At 64.5% G+C, this 15,250-nt stretch carries 14 protein-coding genes; 10 read left to right on the forward strand and 4 right to left on the reverse strand.

Translation table 11 applies throughout. The annotated features are described in order from the left end of the window. Nucleotides 1–16: 16 nt before the first annotated feature. Nucleotides 17–667 carry a glutathione S-transferase family protein gene (locus ACQ4WO_RS07990; protein ID WP_436480947.1) on the reverse strand — a complete coding sequence of 217 codons (651 nt, stop codon included), beginning with the start codon at nt 665–667 and terminating at the stop codon, nt 17–19. Nucleotides 668–792: 125 nt separating this feature from the next. Here ACQ4WO_RS07990 and ACQ4WO_RS07995 point away from each other — a divergent pair, with 125 nt between their 5' ends. After that, nucleotides 793–1,692: a LysR substrate-binding domain-containing protein gene (locus tag ACQ4WO_RS07995; RefSeq protein WP_436480948.1), complete on the forward strand. Its 900-nt coding sequence runs from the start codon at nt 793–795 to the stop codon at nt 1,690–1,692. Here the strand turns inward: ACQ4WO_RS07995 and ACQ4WO_RS08000 are convergent. Beyond that, nucleotides 1,689–1,922, reverse strand: a complete 234-nt coding sequence (locus tag ACQ4WO_RS08000; protein WP_436480949.1) for a hypothetical protein — start codon at nt 1,920–1,922, stop codon at nt 1,689–1,691. The genes ACQ4WO_RS07995 and ACQ4WO_RS08000 overlap by 4 nt on opposite strands. A 356-nt stretch (nt 1,923–2,278) precedes the next feature. Between ACQ4WO_RS08000 and ACQ4WO_RS08005 the strand changes: the two genes are divergently transcribed. The 7 genes from ACQ4WO_RS08005 to ACQ4WO_RS08035 all read left to right on the forward strand — a co-directional run bounded on the left by ACQ4WO_RS08005 (nt 2,279) and on the right by ACQ4WO_RS08035 (nt 12,267). Further along, nucleotides 2,279–3,181: a GGDEF domain-containing protein gene (locus ACQ4WO_RS08005; protein WP_436480951.1), complete on the forward strand. Its 903-nt coding sequence runs from the start codon at nt 2,279–2,281 to the stop codon at nt 3,179–3,181. Between the two features lie 60 nt (nt 3,182–3,241). Further along, complete coding sequence (locus tag ACQ4WO_RS08010) at nt 3,242–3,745, forward strand: chemotaxis protein CheW (RefSeq protein WP_436480952.1); 504 nt, start codon at nt 3,242–3,244, stop codon at nt 3,743–3,745. 52 nt (nt 3,746–3,797) lie between these two features. After that, nucleotides 3,798–4,856, forward strand: coding sequence for an HD domain-containing phosphohydrolase (locus tag ACQ4WO_RS08015; RefSeq protein WP_436480953.1), 1,059 nt, complete (start codon nt 3,798–3,800; stop codon nt 4,854–4,856). A 14-nt stretch (nt 4,857–4,870) separates the two neighbouring features. Further along, on the forward strand, nt 4,871–6,013 hold the full coding sequence (locus tag ACQ4WO_RS08020) for an FIST signal transduction protein (RefSeq protein WP_436480954.1): 1,143 nt from the start codon (nt 4,871–4,873) through the stop codon (nt 6,011–6,013). Further along, nucleotides 6,010–9,501 carry a PAS domain S-box protein gene (locus ACQ4WO_RS08025; protein ID WP_436480955.1) on the forward strand — a complete coding sequence of 1,164 codons (3,492 nt, stop codon included), beginning with the start codon at nt 6,010–6,012 and terminating at the stop codon, nt 9,499–9,501. Before ACQ4WO_RS08020 ends, ACQ4WO_RS08025 begins: the two co-directional genes overlap by 4 nt. Before the next feature lie 68 nt (nt 9,502–9,569). After that, nucleotides 9,570–11,375 carry a PHA/PHB synthase family protein gene (locus tag ACQ4WO_RS08030; RefSeq protein WP_436480956.1) on the forward strand — a complete coding sequence of 602 codons (1,806 nt, stop codon included), beginning with the start codon at nt 9,570–9,572 and terminating at the stop codon, nt 11,373–11,375. Between the two features lie 46 nt (nt 11,376–11,421). After that, nucleotides 11,422–12,267 (forward strand): universal stress protein, encoded by an 846-nt coding sequence (locus tag ACQ4WO_RS08035; protein ID WP_436480957.1) that lies wholly within the window; start codon nt 11,422–11,424, stop codon nt 12,265–12,267. A 28-nt stretch (nt 12,268–12,295) separates the two neighbouring features. On the opposite strand, the gene ACQ4WO_RS08040 is transcribed toward ACQ4WO_RS08035, so the two are convergent. Continuing rightward, entirely contained in the window at nt 12,296–12,673 is a 378-nt protein-coding gene (locus ACQ4WO_RS08040) for a c-type cytochrome (protein WP_436481180.1), read from the reverse strand. Between the two features lie 248 nt (nt 12,674–12,921). Between ACQ4WO_RS08040 and ACQ4WO_RS08045 the strand changes: the two genes are divergently transcribed. Then, complete coding sequence (locus ACQ4WO_RS08045) at nt 12,922–13,620, forward strand: alpha/beta hydrolase (RefSeq protein ID WP_436480958.1); 699 nt, start codon at nt 12,922–12,924, stop codon at nt 13,618–13,620. Nucleotides 13,621–13,765: 145 nt separating this feature from the next. Here the strand turns inward: ACQ4WO_RS08045 and ACQ4WO_RS08050 are convergent, their stop codons facing one another. After that, complete coding sequence (locus tag ACQ4WO_RS08050) at nt 13,766–14,923, reverse strand: OmpA family protein (protein WP_436480959.1); 1,158 nt, start codon at nt 14,921–14,923, stop codon at nt 13,766–13,768. 10 nt (nt 14,924–14,933) lie between these two features. On the opposite strand from ACQ4WO_RS08050, the gene ACQ4WO_RS08055 reads away from it, so the two are divergent. After that, nucleotides 14,934–15,250: hypothetical protein (locus ACQ4WO_RS08055; RefSeq protein ID WP_436480960.1), on the forward strand; the 317-nt coding region annotated here is incomplete at its 3' end.

Below are 15,250 nucleotides of genomic sequence, written 5' to 3' on the forward strand. Positions count from 1 at the left end.
TGTTCCTCGATAAAAATCAGGCGCCCGTGGCGGGCGCGGGGATAGTGACGCCCAGCTGCACGGCCGGACGGGCCGCCACGCGGGCGTACCAGCTGCTGACGTGGGGCCAGGGGGATAAATCGAAGCCGACGATGCGGGCGATGTGCAGCCAGCCGAAGCTGGCGATGTCGGCGATGGAATAGTCGTCGCCCGCAAGGTAGGCGTTGGCCGCCAGGCGGCCATCCATGGCGATTAGCGCGGCGTCGCACAAGCGGCGAAAGTGCGCCGTGGCGGGCACGTTCACGCCCGCGTCGGCGATCTCGAAATGCACGCGCTGGCCCAGCACCGGCCCCACGCTGGCCGCATGAAATTGCAACCAGGTGATGGCGGCCCAGCGCTGCGCGGGCACTGCGGGCAACAGCCGTCCCGTCTTCTCGGCCAGGTACAGCAAGATGGCAGCCGACTCGAACACGGTAATGCCTGTGGCGTGGTCGACCAGCACGGGAATGCGCCCGTGCGGATTAAGGGCCAGGAAAGCGGGTAGCCGGTGTTCGCCCTGGTCGATGCGCACATGGCGCAGCCGGTAAGGCAAGCCCAGTTCGGCCAGCGCGATGGTGGCCTTGAAGCCGTTGGGCGAGCTGTCGGTGTAGAGTTCAAGCGAACCCGCCGGGGATGTGATGCTGTGCATGGAGTATCCTGTCGATATAGTTTTACTGAAGTAAAATAAGCGTTGTAAACACCGCCATCCTCGCTCTGATTTTCGGAAAATGGAAACGATGATTTTTGCTGTCTTACTATAGAAAAACTATATCGATGAAGCATCCTTTACCGCTCCAGGCACTGCGCGCCTTTGTCGAAGTGGGCCAGCGCGGCAGCATCAAGGCCGCCGCCGAAGCGCTGCACGTGACGTCAGGCGCCGTCAGCCAGCAAATCCGCCTGCTGGAAGAACGGGTCGGCATGCCCCTGTTTACGCGCGAACGCCAGGGCTTGCGCCTGACCGAAGCGGGCGCCATGGTCCACCCCACCCTGCTGGGTGCCTTCGCGCAGATCGCCGGCGCCAGCCAGGCGCTGGAAGACATGGCTGGGCGCCAGACGCTCACCGTCAGCACGGTCGCCACCTTTGCCGCCGCGTGGCTGGTGCCGCGCCTGGGCCGCTTCAACCAGCGCCACCCGCAGATCGAGGTGCGCGTGGAAGCCACATCGGCGCTGGTCGACCTGCGCCGCGACAGGGTCGACGTGGCCTTGCGCCACGGCCTGGGAGAGTATCCGGGCTTGCAGGTGACGCGGTTAATGGCACCCGTGCTGGTGCCCGTCGCCAGTCCCGCCTTGATGGCAGCCCAGCCGCCCATTACCGCGCCCGGCGATTGCCTGCGCTACCCGCTGCTGCACGATACGGACCGCGCCGACTGGCCCTTGTGGCTGGCCGCGCATGGCGCCCCGGACGGCAGCGCGGATGCGGCGCGGGCGCTGCGCGGCGCGGCCTTCGAAGATGATTTTCTGTTGATACGCGCGGCCGAGGCGGGACAGGGACTGGCCCTGGTGCCGCAGCTGTACGCGCAGGAGGAAATCGCCGCGGGACGCCTGGTGCAAGTGCTGGACTTGCCCTGGCCCGCGCGCTTTGCCTACTACCTGGTGACGCGGCCCGACGCGGCCACGCGCCCTGCCGTCCAGGCATTCATGGCATGGATCCGCGAGGAAGCGCAGGCCGGCTAGAGTGCATGGTCTCCTGCCGCGCACGACACCACGCCGCACATGGCGCTGAACGGCGCCGGCATGCCCGCGCGCCCCGTGGCGATGCAGGCCGCGGCCGGCACCACGGCCAGCAACAGGGCCAGGTAAGCGATCGCCTTCAGGCGCTGCATGAATGCATGGCGCACCTGTGCCCCGTGTGGATAGCCCTTGCCAGACTCTACGCTGCCTCTTGCCGACATCTTCGTATGCATGTCCGTCTCCTCTCTCCACAGTGAATGGGTGTTGCTTCACTGCATTTTGCTACATAAATTTACCGAATACAATAAATAAATTCACGAAAAAATCGTTTTTTCTTTCCAATGGCAAGAAGAACGAAGGCGAAAATTCTACTCGCCATAGAGAGAAATGACGCACCACCTGCTGTTTACACCATCTGCTCCTGATTTGCCTGTGTCGAAAATCCAAATAAAATCATTAAAATCACAATATTTGTTGAAATCATTTTTATTTGATGTATGATGAATGTAAAGGAGCGCCCACGGCGATTCGGCAGACCTCTTTGCCTCGACCGCCCGGTATCTCCACCTTCTTTGTAGGGGACAAGCAGATGAACAGAATCCTGGCCTTGCGCCTGCTCGACGCCGCCGATGACGCCGCCGTCATCATCGATGCGGGCTCGCGCATCCGCTATGCGAACGACGCCATGTATGCGCTGAGCGGCTATGCCGCGGGCAGCTTGCCGGGCCAGCAGATCGAGGCGCTACTGCCCGACGCCGTGCGCGAGCAGCATGGCGCGCAGATCGGCGCGTATCTGGCCGGCTACGAGAAGTCCCGGGTGCTGGGCCACAAGCGCCATTTCGCCATTCGCCACCGCGATGGCACGATGCTGCCCATCGTGCTCAAGGCCATGGACCTGGGCACCCTCGACGACGAAAACTTCATGGGCGCCTTTTTCATCGACCAGCGCCGCGAACTGGCCATCGAACAGCAGAACGCGGCCCGCTGGCAGCAGTTGCAGCGCATCGCCCTCAGCGATCCCCTGACCCAGCTGCCCAACCGCCGCGCCTTCGAGATCGACGCCGTGCGCACGGCGGCGCGCTCCAGGCGCTCGGGCCGCCCGATGACCATCGGCATCGCCGACATCGACTTCTTCAAGCGTGTCAATGACCAGCATGGCCATGCGGCCGGCGACGCCGTGCTGCAAGCCATCGCGGCCGTCGTCCTGGCCCAGGCCCGGGCCGCCGATGTCGTCGCCCGGGTGGGCGGCGAGGAATTCGGCTTGCTGTTCCCCCATACGGACCTGGCCAGGGCGCGCCAGGTGGCCGAGCGCATCCGCCTTGCTGTGGTCGCGGCACAAGTCGAGTTCGAGCACGCGCCCATCGCGGTGACGATCAGCATCGGACTGGCGCCACTGCCTGCGGACGGCGACTGGAAAGCCGGCTTCACGCAGGCCGACGCCGCCCTGTATCAGGCCAAGAAAAATGGCCGCAACCGCGTCGAGCAGGCTTGAACCCCGCCCGGCGATCCTCGCAGTCTCATGCAGTACGCAGCACCTGACAGGAGCAAGCACATGGAAACGACCACGACACATGCCACGGCAGCGGGTCAACGGGCGCAAGCGCGCGCACGGGAATTGCTGGTCTTCGGGCTGGGCAAGGAGGAATACGCGATCGACATCGGCCTGGTGCAGGAAATCCGCGGCTACGGCGCCGTCACCCGCATCGCCAATACGCCCGCCTTCCTCAAGGGCTTCATCCACCTGCGCGGCAGCATCGTGCCGCTGGCCGACCTGCGCATCGCGCTCGGCCAGGCCGAGCCCGCGTACGATGCCTCGACGGTGGTGATCATCCTCGTCTTCGCGCATGGCGCCACCGGCATCGTGGTCGACCGCGTGGCCGACGTGGTGCCGCTGGCGCCGGCACAGATCAAGCCGCCGCCGCAGCTGCACGGCTCGGCCATGGCCGGCCACGTGACGGCCATCGGCGCCCTGGACGAGCGCATGCTGATCGTGCTCGACATGGACAGCCTGCTGGCGGGCCTGGGCATGCACGCCACGGGCGAGCTGGCGGCCTGAGCCAGCCACCGCCGTCCCGTCCGCCACCTGACCGCCATCCGCCGGAGACACCATGAGCATCCTGATCGTCGATGACAACGACACCAATCTGAGCCTGCTATCGACCCTGGCGTGCAAGGCCAGCAGCATCGAGACGGTCTGCATGAACGATCCCGTCGATGCGCTGTACTGGTGCGAATCGCACGTGCCGAACCTGGTCCTGCTCGACTACCGGATGCCCAGCCTGTCGGGCAACGAGTTCCTCAGCATTTTCCGCAAGATGGGCGGCATGGCCGACATCCCCATCATCATGGTGACCACCGAAAACGACCGCGCCGTGCGCAAGCAGGCCTTTTCCCTGGGCGTCACCGAGTTTCTCACCAAGCCCGTCGACACCATCGAATTCAGCCTGCGCGTGCGCAACCTGCTGGCCCTACGCACGGCGCAAACCATGCTGGCCGACCGCGCCAAGCTGCTCGAACACGAAGTGGCCCAGGCCATCGCCAACGTCACGGCCAGGGAGATGGAGCTGGTCACGCGCATGGCGCGGGCGGCCGAATTCCGCGACCCGGAAACGGGCGCCCACATCATGCGCATGGCGCGCTACTCGGCGCTGATCGCCGGAAACCTGGGCATGGATGCGCAATGGCAGGACCTGCTGCTCAAGGCGGCCCCCATGCACGACGTGGGCAAGCTGGCCACGCCCGACCATATCCTGCTCAAGCCGGGGCGGCTCGATCCCGATGAAATGGCCATCATGCGCCTGCATGCGAAAATCGGCGGCCATATCCTCGCCGGCAGCGATTCGCCGCTGATCCGCCTGGCCGAGGAAATCGCCTGCGGCCACCACGAAAAATATGACGGCAGCGGCTATCCGGACGGCCTGGCGGGCGAGCAGATACCGCTGTCGGCGCGCATCGTCGCCGTGGCCGACGTCTTCGACGCGCTCAGCTCGGAGCGCCCGTACAAGCCGGCCTGGCCTCTGGCGCAGGCGCGCCAGTACCTCGAGGAAAACCGGGGCAGCCATTTCTGCCCGCTGTGCATCGACGCCTTCCTGGGCGCCTGGGACGAGGTGCTCGCCATCCGCGACAGCCTGCCCGACCCCGTCCAGCAACACGCCCACCCACTGTAAGCGAGGAGCCTGCCATGCGCGTGCAACAACTGATCCTGAAAAACCGTGCCGACATCGATGCGGCCCTGGCGCCGCTGGCCGCCATGAACCCCGACCTGGTGCTGGTCTTCGGCGCCTGCCCCTACTTTGCCACGCCCGACCTCACGGCGGCGCTGCGCCGCCGGCTGCCCGGCGCCATCATCACCGGCTGCTCCACGGCGGGCGAGATCGCCGGCAAGCGCGTCTACGACGACAGCTGCGTCATCACGGCCATCCGCTTTGCCCACACCACGGTGGCGATTGCCGACGCCATCATCTGCGACATGGCCGATTCGCACGACACGGGCGAGCGCCTGGCGCAGGCCCTGCCGCACGATGGCCTGACGGCCGTCTTCATGCTGGGCACGGGCGTGGCCATCAACGGCAGCGCCCTGATCGCCGGCCTGCAGGCGAACCTGCCGCCTGGCGTGACGGTGTCGGGCGGGCTGGCGGCGGACGGCGGCGCCTTCCGCCAGACGTGGACCCTGGGCCCGCGCGGCGCGGCCGACAATACCATCGTCGCCGTCGGCCTGTACGGCGAACGCATCCGCCTCGGCTACGGCAGCCATGCGGGCTGGGAAGCATTCGGCCCCGCGCGCAAGGTGACGCGCTGCGTCGACAACGTGCTGTATGGCCTCGATGGCGCGCGGGCGCTCGACATCTACAAGCTGTACCTGGGCGACCATGCGCGCGATCTGCCCGCTTCAGGCCTGCTGTTCCCGTTTGAAATGCTCACGGCGGCGCATGAAAAAAGCAATGTCTTTCGCACCATCCTCGCCATCGATGAAGAGCAAGGTTCGCTGACCCTGGCCGGCGACATCCTCGCCGACGGCTACCTGAGACTGATGCATTCCAGTACCAACCGGCTGATCGACGGAGCCGAGACGGCCGCGCGCGGCGTCGCCCCCCACGCCGATGCGCAGGGCGACCAGCTGGCCCTGCTGGTCAGCTGCGTGGGGCGCAAGCTGGTGATGGGCGACCGGGCCGAGGAAGAGGTCGAAGCCGTGGCCGACCTGCTGGGCGGCGCACCCTGCATCGCCGGCTTTTACTCGAACGGCGAAATCGGCATCGCCCAGCCGCATGGCGCATGCCAGCTGCACAACCAGACGATGACCGTGACTGTATTGAGCGAAGCATGAACCGCACCCTGGCACGCCAATTGAACCGCGTCTGCGATATCGACTCGGACGCCGCCTGCGCCGCCCTGCTGGAACAGGCGCAAACGCTGTGCGGGCAGGCGGACACGCCGCCCGAACTGGCCGGTTTCCTGGCCGGCTTGCCAGCCCTGCTGCAGCGCATCGACGGCGCCTACGAACAGTCCGAACGCGACCTGGACCTGCGCTCGCGCAGCCTGGAACTGAGTTCGAATGAACTGAGCATGACGAATGACCTGCTGCGCACGGAACTGGCCAGCCGCAACCGCGTGATCCAGTCGCTGCGCGTGGCGGCCGTGCGCCTGCTCGACAACAACGATTCCGGCCTGCGCCTGCCGCAGGAAGACGATATCGAAGGCCTGTCGGTACTGCTGGCCGAGCTGGTGTCGCAGCAGGAACTGCGCCGCATCGAATTGCAGAACCAGCGCTTCGCGATGGACCAGCATGCCATCGTCAGCATCACGGACACGGCCGGCGTCATTATCTACGTCAACGACAAATTCTGCGCCATCAGCGGCTTCGCGCGCGAAGAGCTGGTCGGCAAGACGCACCGCCTGATCAATTCGCGCGCGCATCCGGACGCCTTCTTTGCGCAGATGTGGCAAACCATTACGGCCGGCCACGTGTGGCACGGCGAAATCTGCAACCATGCCAAGGATGGCGGGCAATACTGGGTCGACGCCACCATCGTGCCCTTCCTCGACGCGGCCGGCAAGCCGTATCAGTACATCGCCATCCGCACGGAAATCAGCGACAGCAAGCGCATGGCCGAGACCATCGCGAAAAGCGAGCGCGAATACCGCAACGTCGTCAACAGCCTCAATGAAGTGGTCTTCCGCACGGACCTGCACGGCGCCTGGACCTTCCTCAACCCCGCCTGGCACACCATCACGGGCTTCGGCGCCGCCGACAGCCTGGGCAAGAGCGTGCTGCAATTCGTCGACCCGCGCGACCGCGAGCGCGCCGCGGCCGGCCTGTCCCAGCTGCTGGGCGGCCAGGTCGACAGCATGCGCCATGAAGCCCGCTACGTGACCCGCGACGGCAATGTGCGCTGGATCGATGTGTGCGCGCGCGCCGAACGCGATGGCCAGGGGCAGCTGGCCGGCATCACGGGCAGCCTGACGGACATCACGGAGCGGCGCCAGGCGGCGCGCGAGCTGCGCCACAACCTCAACTTCGTCGATGCGCTGATCGAAACCATCCCTATCCCCTTGTACCTGAAGGATGTGCAGGGCCGCTACCTGCGCGCCAACCGCGCCTTTTGCGCCTTCTTCCAGCTCGACCAGGCGCGCATCCCGGGCCTGACGGTGGCCGACATCCTGCCGCAGCAGCAGGCGCAGCAAGCGCTGCAGCACGACCTGGCGCTGCTGCAGGACCGGGGCAACCAGTCCTATGAAGACCGGCTGACCGTCGGCACGCGGCAGGTCGATGTCCTGTGCAGCAAGGCGGCCCTGCTGAAGTCCGACGGCAGCCTGCACGGTCTGGTGGGCACCATCGTCGATATTTCCAGTCAAAAGGTGGCCGAGCGCGCGCTGCTGCTGGCCAAGGAAGTGGCCGAATCGGCCAGCCGCTCGAAGAGCGAATTCCTGGCCAACATGAGCCACGAGATCCGCACGCCGATGAACGGCATCCTCGGCATGACGGACCTGGTGCTCGATTCCGAGCTCGATGCCCACCAGCGCAAATACCTGGAAATCGTCAAGGCTTCGGCCGACGCCCTGCTGTGCATCATTAACGACATCCTCGATTTCTCGAAGATCGAGGCGGGCATGCTGAGCCTGGAAAGCATCCCCTTCGACCTGCGCCAGCTGCTGCAGGAAACCATGCGCGCGCACGCCATGCGGGCGCAGGCCAGCGGCCTGGAACTGGTGCTCGACGTCGATCCCGCGCTGCCGCACACCCTGCTCGGCGACCCGGGCCGGCTGCGCCAGGTGCTGACCAACCTGGCGGGCAACGCCATCAAGTTCACGCCGCATGGCGAGGTGGTCGTCAGCGCCCGGCTGCGCGCCAGCGGCGATGGCGTGGCCAGCCTGCGCCTGAGCGTGCGCGACACGGGCATCGGCATCGCCGCCGACATGCAGGAGGCCGTCTTCGACGCCTTCCAGCAGGAAGACGGGTCGACCACGCGGCGCTTCGGCGGCACGGGACTGGGCCTGTCGATCACGCGCCGCCTGGTGACGATGATGGATGGCGGCATCGACCTGACGAGCGAACTGGGCAAGGGCAGCTGTTTCACCGTGGACCTGGCCCTGCCCATCGGCGAGCAGCAGCCCTTGGCGCCGCCGCCCGACGCCTCGCTGGCCGCACGCAACATCCTGCTGGTGGACGACAATCCCAGCAGCCTGACCATCCTGCGCCGGATCTTCGAGCACAGCGGCGCCACGGTCACCGCCTGCGAGTCGGGCGAGGCGGCGCTGGCGCACTGCCGCGGCGCCTTGCCGGCGGACTGCATCATCATGGACTTCGCCATGCACGGCATGAACGGCTTCGACACGGCATCGGCGCTGGCCGCCCTGCCCCACTGGAGCCGGGTGCCCATCGTCATGCTGTCGTCCTGCGGCAGCCTGGGCGACGCGGCGCGCTGCCGCGAGCTGGGCATCGGCGGCTACCTGCTCAAGCCTGCCAGCCCCGAGGAATTGCTGACCGTCGCCATGAGCGTGCTGGGCACCTGCCGCGGCATGCCCAGCGCCGCGCCCGTGGCGACGCGCCAGGCCGTACGCGAAAGCATGCCCGGCCTGGACATCCTGCTCGTCGAGGACAACGCCATGAACCGAGAACTGGCCACCGTGCTGCTGTCGAATGCGGGCCACCGCGTCACGCATGCGGCAAACGGCCGCATCGCCCTCGATTGCCAGGCCGCCGGCCATTTCGACATGATACTGATGGACTTGCAAATGCCGGAGATGGGCGGTTTCGAAGCCACCGCGCAGATCCGCGCACGCGAAGCGCAAGGCATGCCGAGGAGCGTCATCATCGCCATGACGGCCAGCGCCCTCGAAGGCGACCGCGAACGCTGCATCGCCGGCGGCATGGACGACTACCTGTCCAAGCCGTTCCGTACGGCCGCCTTCCACAGCCTGATCGAGCAGCATGTGTTGCAGATAAACAAGCAGACGCCGCGCTTCGGCTACGGCGCCGCGCTGGCCCAGGCCGACGCCGACGTGATCGGCATCATCGGCGCATCGTTCCTGACCGGCTTGCCGGTGCAGCTGGAGGCACTGCGCACGGCCCTGCGCGCGGACGACCGGGTCACCGTCAGCCGGCAGGCGCACACCCTGGCCGGCTTGCTGGCCAACTTCCGCGCCGCACCGGCCGTCGCCATTGCCGCCGCCATCGAGCGCGAAGCGGCAAAGGCGCCGCAGGGCACGTTGCTGGCGCGGCTCGATGCGCTGGAAGAGCAGCTGCGGCATTTTGTGCAGGAAACGGACACGGCCATCCAGGCGGCAAGCCACATGCTGCACGCATCCGGCTAAACTTGATGTAGATCATAATTTTTTGAACAAGCTCTTGCTATCCTGTAAAAAAATGACAGGAGTCCTGGATGAGCAAGACGCAGCCGAGCCATGCGGAACACGACGTTGAACATGAGCGCCTGGGCAGCGCCTGGCAAGGCGGGCCGGCGCCCGACTATCCGGAAAGCGCGCCGGAAGGCGCCACCCTGGACCTGTTGCTGAACGCCTGGCTGGGCAAGTTTACGGGCGGCATTTCGCCGGCCGCGCTGGGCAACGCCCATGCCGACTGGCTCGGCCACCTGGCGCTGGCGCCGTCGAAGCAGCAAACCCTGCTGGAAGAAGCGCGGAAAAAGATCGGCCGCTGGCAGCAATATGCCTTGCAGTCGGCCTTGGCCGGCGGCGCCTCGGAGCCGCCATGCATCGCGCCGCTGCCGCAGGACCGGCGCTTCGACGATCCGGCCTGGCGGCGCTGGCCATACAACCTTGTCTACCAGGGCTTCTTGCTGCAGCAGCAATGGTGGCACCGCGCCACCACGGGCGTGCGCGGCGTCGCGCCGCACCACGAGGATGTCGTCACGTTTACCGTACGCCAGTGGCTCGACATGCTGGCGCCGTCGAACTTCATGCCGACCAATCCCGTGGTGCAGCAAGCGGCCCTCGAGAGCGGCGGCGCCAGCCTGGCGCGCGGCGCGCGGCACCTGGCCGAAGACTGGCGGCGCGCCGCCATGGGACCGTATGCGCCCGACACGCGCCGCTACAAGGTGGGCGGGAACGTGGCCGTCACGCCGGGCAAGGTGGTCTACCGCAACGACTTGATCGAATTGATACAGTACGCGCCCACGACCGCCAAGGTGCATGCGACGCCCCTGCTGTTCGTGCCCGCGTGGATCATGAAGTTCCATATCCTCGACCTGTCGCCGCACAATTCGCTGGTGCGCTATCTGGTGGGCCAGGGCCACACGGTGTTCATGATTTCCTGGAAAAACCCCACGGAAGAAGACCGCGAGCTGTCGCTGGAAGACTACCGCCAGCTGGGCGTGATGGACGCGCTCGACGCCGTCGTCCGCATCACGGACGCGCCGCGGGTGCACGCGGCCGGCTACTGCCTGGGCGGCACCCTGCTGGCGATCGCCGCCGCGACGATGGCGCGCGACGGCGATGCGCGCCTGGCCAGCCTCACCATGCTGGCCTCGCAGGTGGACTTCAAGGAGCCGGGCGAACTGTCGCTGTTCATCGACGAGAGCCAGGTCAGCTTCCTGGAAGCGACCATGTGGAAGCAGGGCTACCTCGATACGAAGCAGATGGCGGGCGCTTTCCAGCTGTTGCGCTCGAACGACCTGATCTGGTCGCGCCAGCTGCGCCATTATCTGCTGGGGCAAGACGAGCAGGAGAGCGACCTGATGGCCTGGAATGCGGACGCCACGCGCATGCCCTGCCGCATGCACTCGGAATACCTGCGCCGTCTGTTCCTGCACAACGACCTGGCCGAAGGCCGCTACCGCACGGCGGGCCGCCACATCGCCCTGCCCGACATCGATGCGCCCATTTTTGCCGTCGGCACCCTGACGGACCACGTGGCGCCGTGGCGCTCCGTGTACAAGCTGCAGCTGCTGACCGACACGGACGTCACCTTTTTGCTCACCTCGGGCGGCCACAATGCGGGCGTCGTCTCGCCGCCGGGCCAGCCGCGCCGCAGCTACCAGCTGGCCACGCACCGCCACGACGCGCCCTACATCGACGCGGACAGCTGGCAGCGCGACGTGCCGCACCACGACGGTTCGTGGTGGCCCGCCTGGCAGGCGTGGCTGGCGCAGCACTCCGACACGCAAGTGGCGCCGCCGCCCATGGGGGCTGCCTTGGGCGATGCGCCGGGCCGCTACGTGCTGCAAACCTGACCACCGACAACCAAGCGACAACCGAGCGACAACCGAGGAAAACGCCATGCCCTACACCACCCTGCTGGTCCACGTAGACAATTCCCGCCACTGCGCCCAGCGCATCCGCCTGGCCGTGCGCCTGGCCGTTGCCGAAGGCGCTCACCTGATCGGCTCGGCCATGAGCGGCATCTCGCGCTACGCGTATGGCGGCGGCGTCAACGCGCTGCAGTTTGCGCCGGCGCAGATGCAGGCGCTGCGCTCCCAGGCCAGCGAGGCCTTGCACGACTTCGAGCGCATCGCCCGCGAGGAAGGCCTGGGAACCTACGAAACGCGCTTCGTCGACGACGACGCGCAAGGCGCGCTGCTGCTGCAGGCCCGTTATTGCGACTTGCTGATCCTGGGCCAGACGGATGCGCAGGATACGCCGTCGCGCGTCATCGCCGGCACGCCCGAATACCTGATGCTCCATTGCGGCCGGCCCGTGCTGATGGTGCCGCACGCGCCGTCCGCCGCACCAGCGGGCATCGCGCAGCATCCGCTGCTGGCCTGGAACGGCAGCGCCGAAGCGCTGCGCGCCATCACCGATGCGCTGCCGCTGCTGCAAGGGGCGCGGCAGGTGACCCTGGCCGTCGTCAATTCGCACGCCCAGCCGGCCGCGCATGGCGAGCAGCCGGGCGCCGATCTGGCCCTGTACCTGGCGCGCCACGGCGTCAACGTCGAGGTGGTGCAGCACGACACGCCGCCGGGCCAGGACGTGGGCACGGCCCTGCTGGCCATGGCGGCCCAGTGCAGTTGCGACCTGCTCGTGATGGGCTGCTACGGCCACATGCGCCTGCGCGAAGCGCTGCTGGGCGGCGTCACGCGCACGGTACTGCAAGAGATGACGTTACCGGTGCTGGTGTCGCACTAGCGCGGTTATGTCGGCATGCCGTGCGGCGTCATCGTTTTTGTAAAATCATGCCGTTCATGTATTGATTCAGATCGCGAAAATCCTTCACGCTCCAGGCGTGCGGCGCTATCTTGACGCCATTTTCTTTCAACGTCTTTGGAATCAGGTCGCCATTCGGACGCAGTATCACCGACGAGACGATCACGCCGGGATAATCAATGAGCCGTTTCTTGAAAGCGGCGGTGGTCAGATCGGGGGTACGGGGATTGCTTTTATTTGCCAGCGGCCCTGTTCCCTTGATCTCCGCTCCGTGGCACACGGCGCATCGCTGCATGTAGAGATTTTTTCCATTCACGTTCTCCGCGAAGGAGGACGATGTGTGAAGCAGCGATAAAAGGCCCAGCGTAGCGGTGAATACTAATTTCATTGTCATGTAGTTTGTTATGGATATCAACCCGAGCGGAATCAGGACTGACCCCGTCAATGCCGCTGCAACGCTCCAGACATTATTTTAACCGGGATTGTTCATTCACCAAGTGACGCCTGTGGCCGGTCCGGCGCCGGCTTCGCGGGAACGGCCTACAATGGCCAGGCTGGACACTGCACGGCTGCCTGCTGACGGGCCGCGCGGCCTGTGTCGCCCCCGTCGGCGCTACCGCCACAAGGAGTATTCGCATGAGCAAACAAGCCACCATCGTCCTCGTCCACGGTTTCTGGGGCGGCGCCGCCCACTGGAGCCGCGTCATTGTCGAATTGCGGCGCCACGGCCACACGGCCATCCGTGCCGTCGAACTGCCGTTGACGTCGCTGGCCGACGACGCCGAGCGCACACGCAAGATGGTGGCGCAAGTCGATGGCCCGGTATTGCTGGTAGGACACTCCTACGGCGGCGCCGTCATCAGCGTGGCCGGCAATGCGCCGAATGTGGCGGGCCTCGTCTACATCGCCGCCTTCGCGCCCGACGCGGGCGAAAGCCCGGGCAGCATCACGCAGGAACACCCGCCCATCGGCGCGACGAGCCTCGAGGGCGACAGCGACGGCTATCTGTGGGTCAAGCCCGAGCAGTACCATGACAGCTTTTGCCAGGACCTCGACGCGGAAGAAGGCGCCGTGCTGGGCGTGATGCAGAAAGCGCCGCTGGCCAGCACCTTCGGCGACACCGTCAGCGACCCGGCCTGGAAGCATAAGCCCAGCTGGTACCAGATTTCCAGCGCCGACCGCATGATTTCCCCCGTCAACCAGGAACGCATGGCGGCGCGCCTGGGCGCAAGGAAAGTCATCACGCTCAACGCCAGCCACGCCTCGCTGGCTTCGCGACCCGTCGAAGTGGCGGCGCTGATTCTCGAAGCGGCAGGCGCGGTGGCGCAAGCATAAGCGGCAGGCAAAAGAGGCTCCTGAAAACAGGAGCCGATGATGCACTTTAGCATTAGTCGTGGAACAGGTGAGCCGGGCAACAAGCTCAAAAGACCCCGTTTGTTTCCACGCTCGATGCCATCACGTGCCTGTTAAAGCTACATGCTCACTTCCTCACCGATGCGACCTGTTGCTGTGCAGGCTTGCTCTCGCGTACGTAATGAACTCGAATCTCCACGCGACGGTTAGGAGCATGGCAACGCTCACGTTCGTACTGCGTCATACCGGGCATTTCAACGCATTTAACCTTCGGTTCACGGCGCCCCACGCCTTCTGAAACAATGGTAGCGGAAGGCGCTTTCAGCAACGATTTCAGGACTTTAGCGACCTCATCGGCGCGCAATTCAGAAAGATGCTGATTATCAACGACCTTACCAGCAACGGATCGGCTGAGAGGCCGAGCATCGCTATGGCCACGAACGATGATACGACCAGGTGTACCCGATGCCAGAATCGCATCAGCGACCGAATGCAGACTGGCTTGAGCGACAGAGGTTAATGTTTCATTACCCGTCTCGAATAACATGTCAGCAGATACGTCGAAGCAAGGATCCATTCTTGGCTGCGTTTTAATAATGCGCATAGATGTAGCATCAAGCCGCAAGATTGCCTCCTTGAGTATTTTTTGGTCAGCACTGAAATAAGATGGATCCTTAGCGGCTCGAACACTGAACGACACCATGGCGACATTACCAATACTGCTCCACAATACATCCGCATTATGTACCAGCAACCGACCGCCAGGAGCTCTGCGGCAATCCAATACTGGCCGGCCTATCACCTCAGCAATCCGCTCGATTTCACCCAACTCAGTTTCTGAAACTTCAATACTGACGTTAGGATTACGCACACCCAAACCTTCAAAAACCATATGCACCATCTTCATGGTTGGGCCGATGGTAAGGACAATAACCAGGGGCACGGTGGCGGCCGCAATGATTCGTCGCCACAGGGGGATGGTCGACACTACGCCGGCTGCTGGCACATGGCGGCCAACGGTCGCCAACAAGATGGATATAAAACCCGCAGTAAAAAACGTCAGCAATAACATGGCCACAGCGGCATCATTCTGTATATATGAAATATATATTGCAACAACGCAAATGAAGACTGATACCACGAGATACTCGATGCCATTGATCAGGGCAGGCAAGGTATACGGCACAACGGAGGATCCCGGCCACAACTTGCGGATTAAATGCGCAATCCAGGAAAGAACCTTGATAAACCAAATGGATGACACCGCACCATAAAATAACAGCAAGCAGTAAAGTATGCCGAATGTCAATGCAACGAAACCAAAAAAAACAACCTCACCTGGGGTCATTCCGGCGGGAAAGAATTGGATACTGAATAAATATACCAATGTAATACACGCACCTGCGGCAATTGCGAATTTATACAACAAATTGGTCATTCCATCACATACGCCAATTTTCTTGGTAAGTGATTCAGTGCTAATTCCTGATGTTGGTGTTGGTGTTGGTGTTGGTGTTGGTGTTGGTGTTGGTGTTGGTGTTGGTGTTGGTGTTGGTGTTGGTGTTGGTGTTGGTGTTGGTGTTGGTGTTGGTGTTGGTGTTGGTGTTGGTGT

The sequence above is a fragment of the Janthinobacterium aestuarii genome (assembly GCF_051380835.1).
Taxonomy (GTDB): domain Bacteria; phylum Pseudomonadota; class Gammaproteobacteria; order Burkholderiales; family Burkholderiaceae_D; genus Janthinobacterium; species Janthinobacterium aestuarii.

What these genes read in the sequence shown, in the direction of transcription:
- ACQ4WO_RS07990 (WP_436480947.1), bottom strand. Translation starts at nt 667, where the DNA reads ATGCACAGCATCACATCCCCGGCGGGTTCGCTTGAACTCTACACCGAC.
- ACQ4WO_RS07995 (WP_436480948.1), top strand. Translation starts at nt 793, where the DNA reads ATGAAGCATCCTTTACCGCTCCAGGCACTGCGCGCCTTTGTCGAAGTG.
- ACQ4WO_RS08000 (WP_436480949.1), bottom strand. Translation starts at nt 1,922, where the DNA reads ATGCATACGAAGATGTCGGCAAGAGGCAGCGTAGAGTCTGGCAAGGGC.
- ACQ4WO_RS08005 (WP_436480951.1), top strand. Translation starts at nt 2,279, where the DNA reads ATGAACAGAATCCTGGCCTTGCGCCTGCTCGACGCCGCCGATGACGCC.
- ACQ4WO_RS08010 (WP_436480952.1), top strand. Translation starts at nt 3,242, where the DNA reads ATGGAAACGACCACGACACATGCCACGGCAGCGGGTCAACGGGCGCAA.
- ACQ4WO_RS08015 (WP_436480953.1), top strand. Translation starts at nt 3,798, where the DNA reads ATGAGCATCCTGATCGTCGATGACAACGACACCAATCTGAGCCTGCTA.
- ACQ4WO_RS08020 (WP_436480954.1), top strand. Translation starts at nt 4,871, where the DNA reads ATGCGCGTGCAACAACTGATCCTGAAAAACCGTGCCGACATCGATGCG.
- ACQ4WO_RS08025 (WP_436480955.1), top strand. Translation starts at nt 6,010, where the DNA reads ATGAACCGCACCCTGGCACGCCAATTGAACCGCGTCTGCGATATCGAC.
- ACQ4WO_RS08030 (WP_436480956.1), top strand. Translation starts at nt 9,570, where the DNA reads ATGAGCAAGACGCAGCCGAGCCATGCGGAACACGACGTTGAACATGAG.
- ACQ4WO_RS08035 (WP_436480957.1), top strand. Translation starts at nt 11,422, where the DNA reads ATGCCCTACACCACCCTGCTGGTCCACGTAGACAATTCCCGCCACTGC.
- ACQ4WO_RS08040 (WP_436481180.1), bottom strand. Translation starts at nt 12,673, where the DNA reads ATGAAATTAGTATTCACCGCTACGCTGGGCCTTTTATCGCTGCTTCAC.
- ACQ4WO_RS08045 (WP_436480958.1), top strand. Translation starts at nt 12,922, where the DNA reads ATGAGCAAACAAGCCACCATCGTCCTCGTCCACGGTTTCTGGGGCGGC.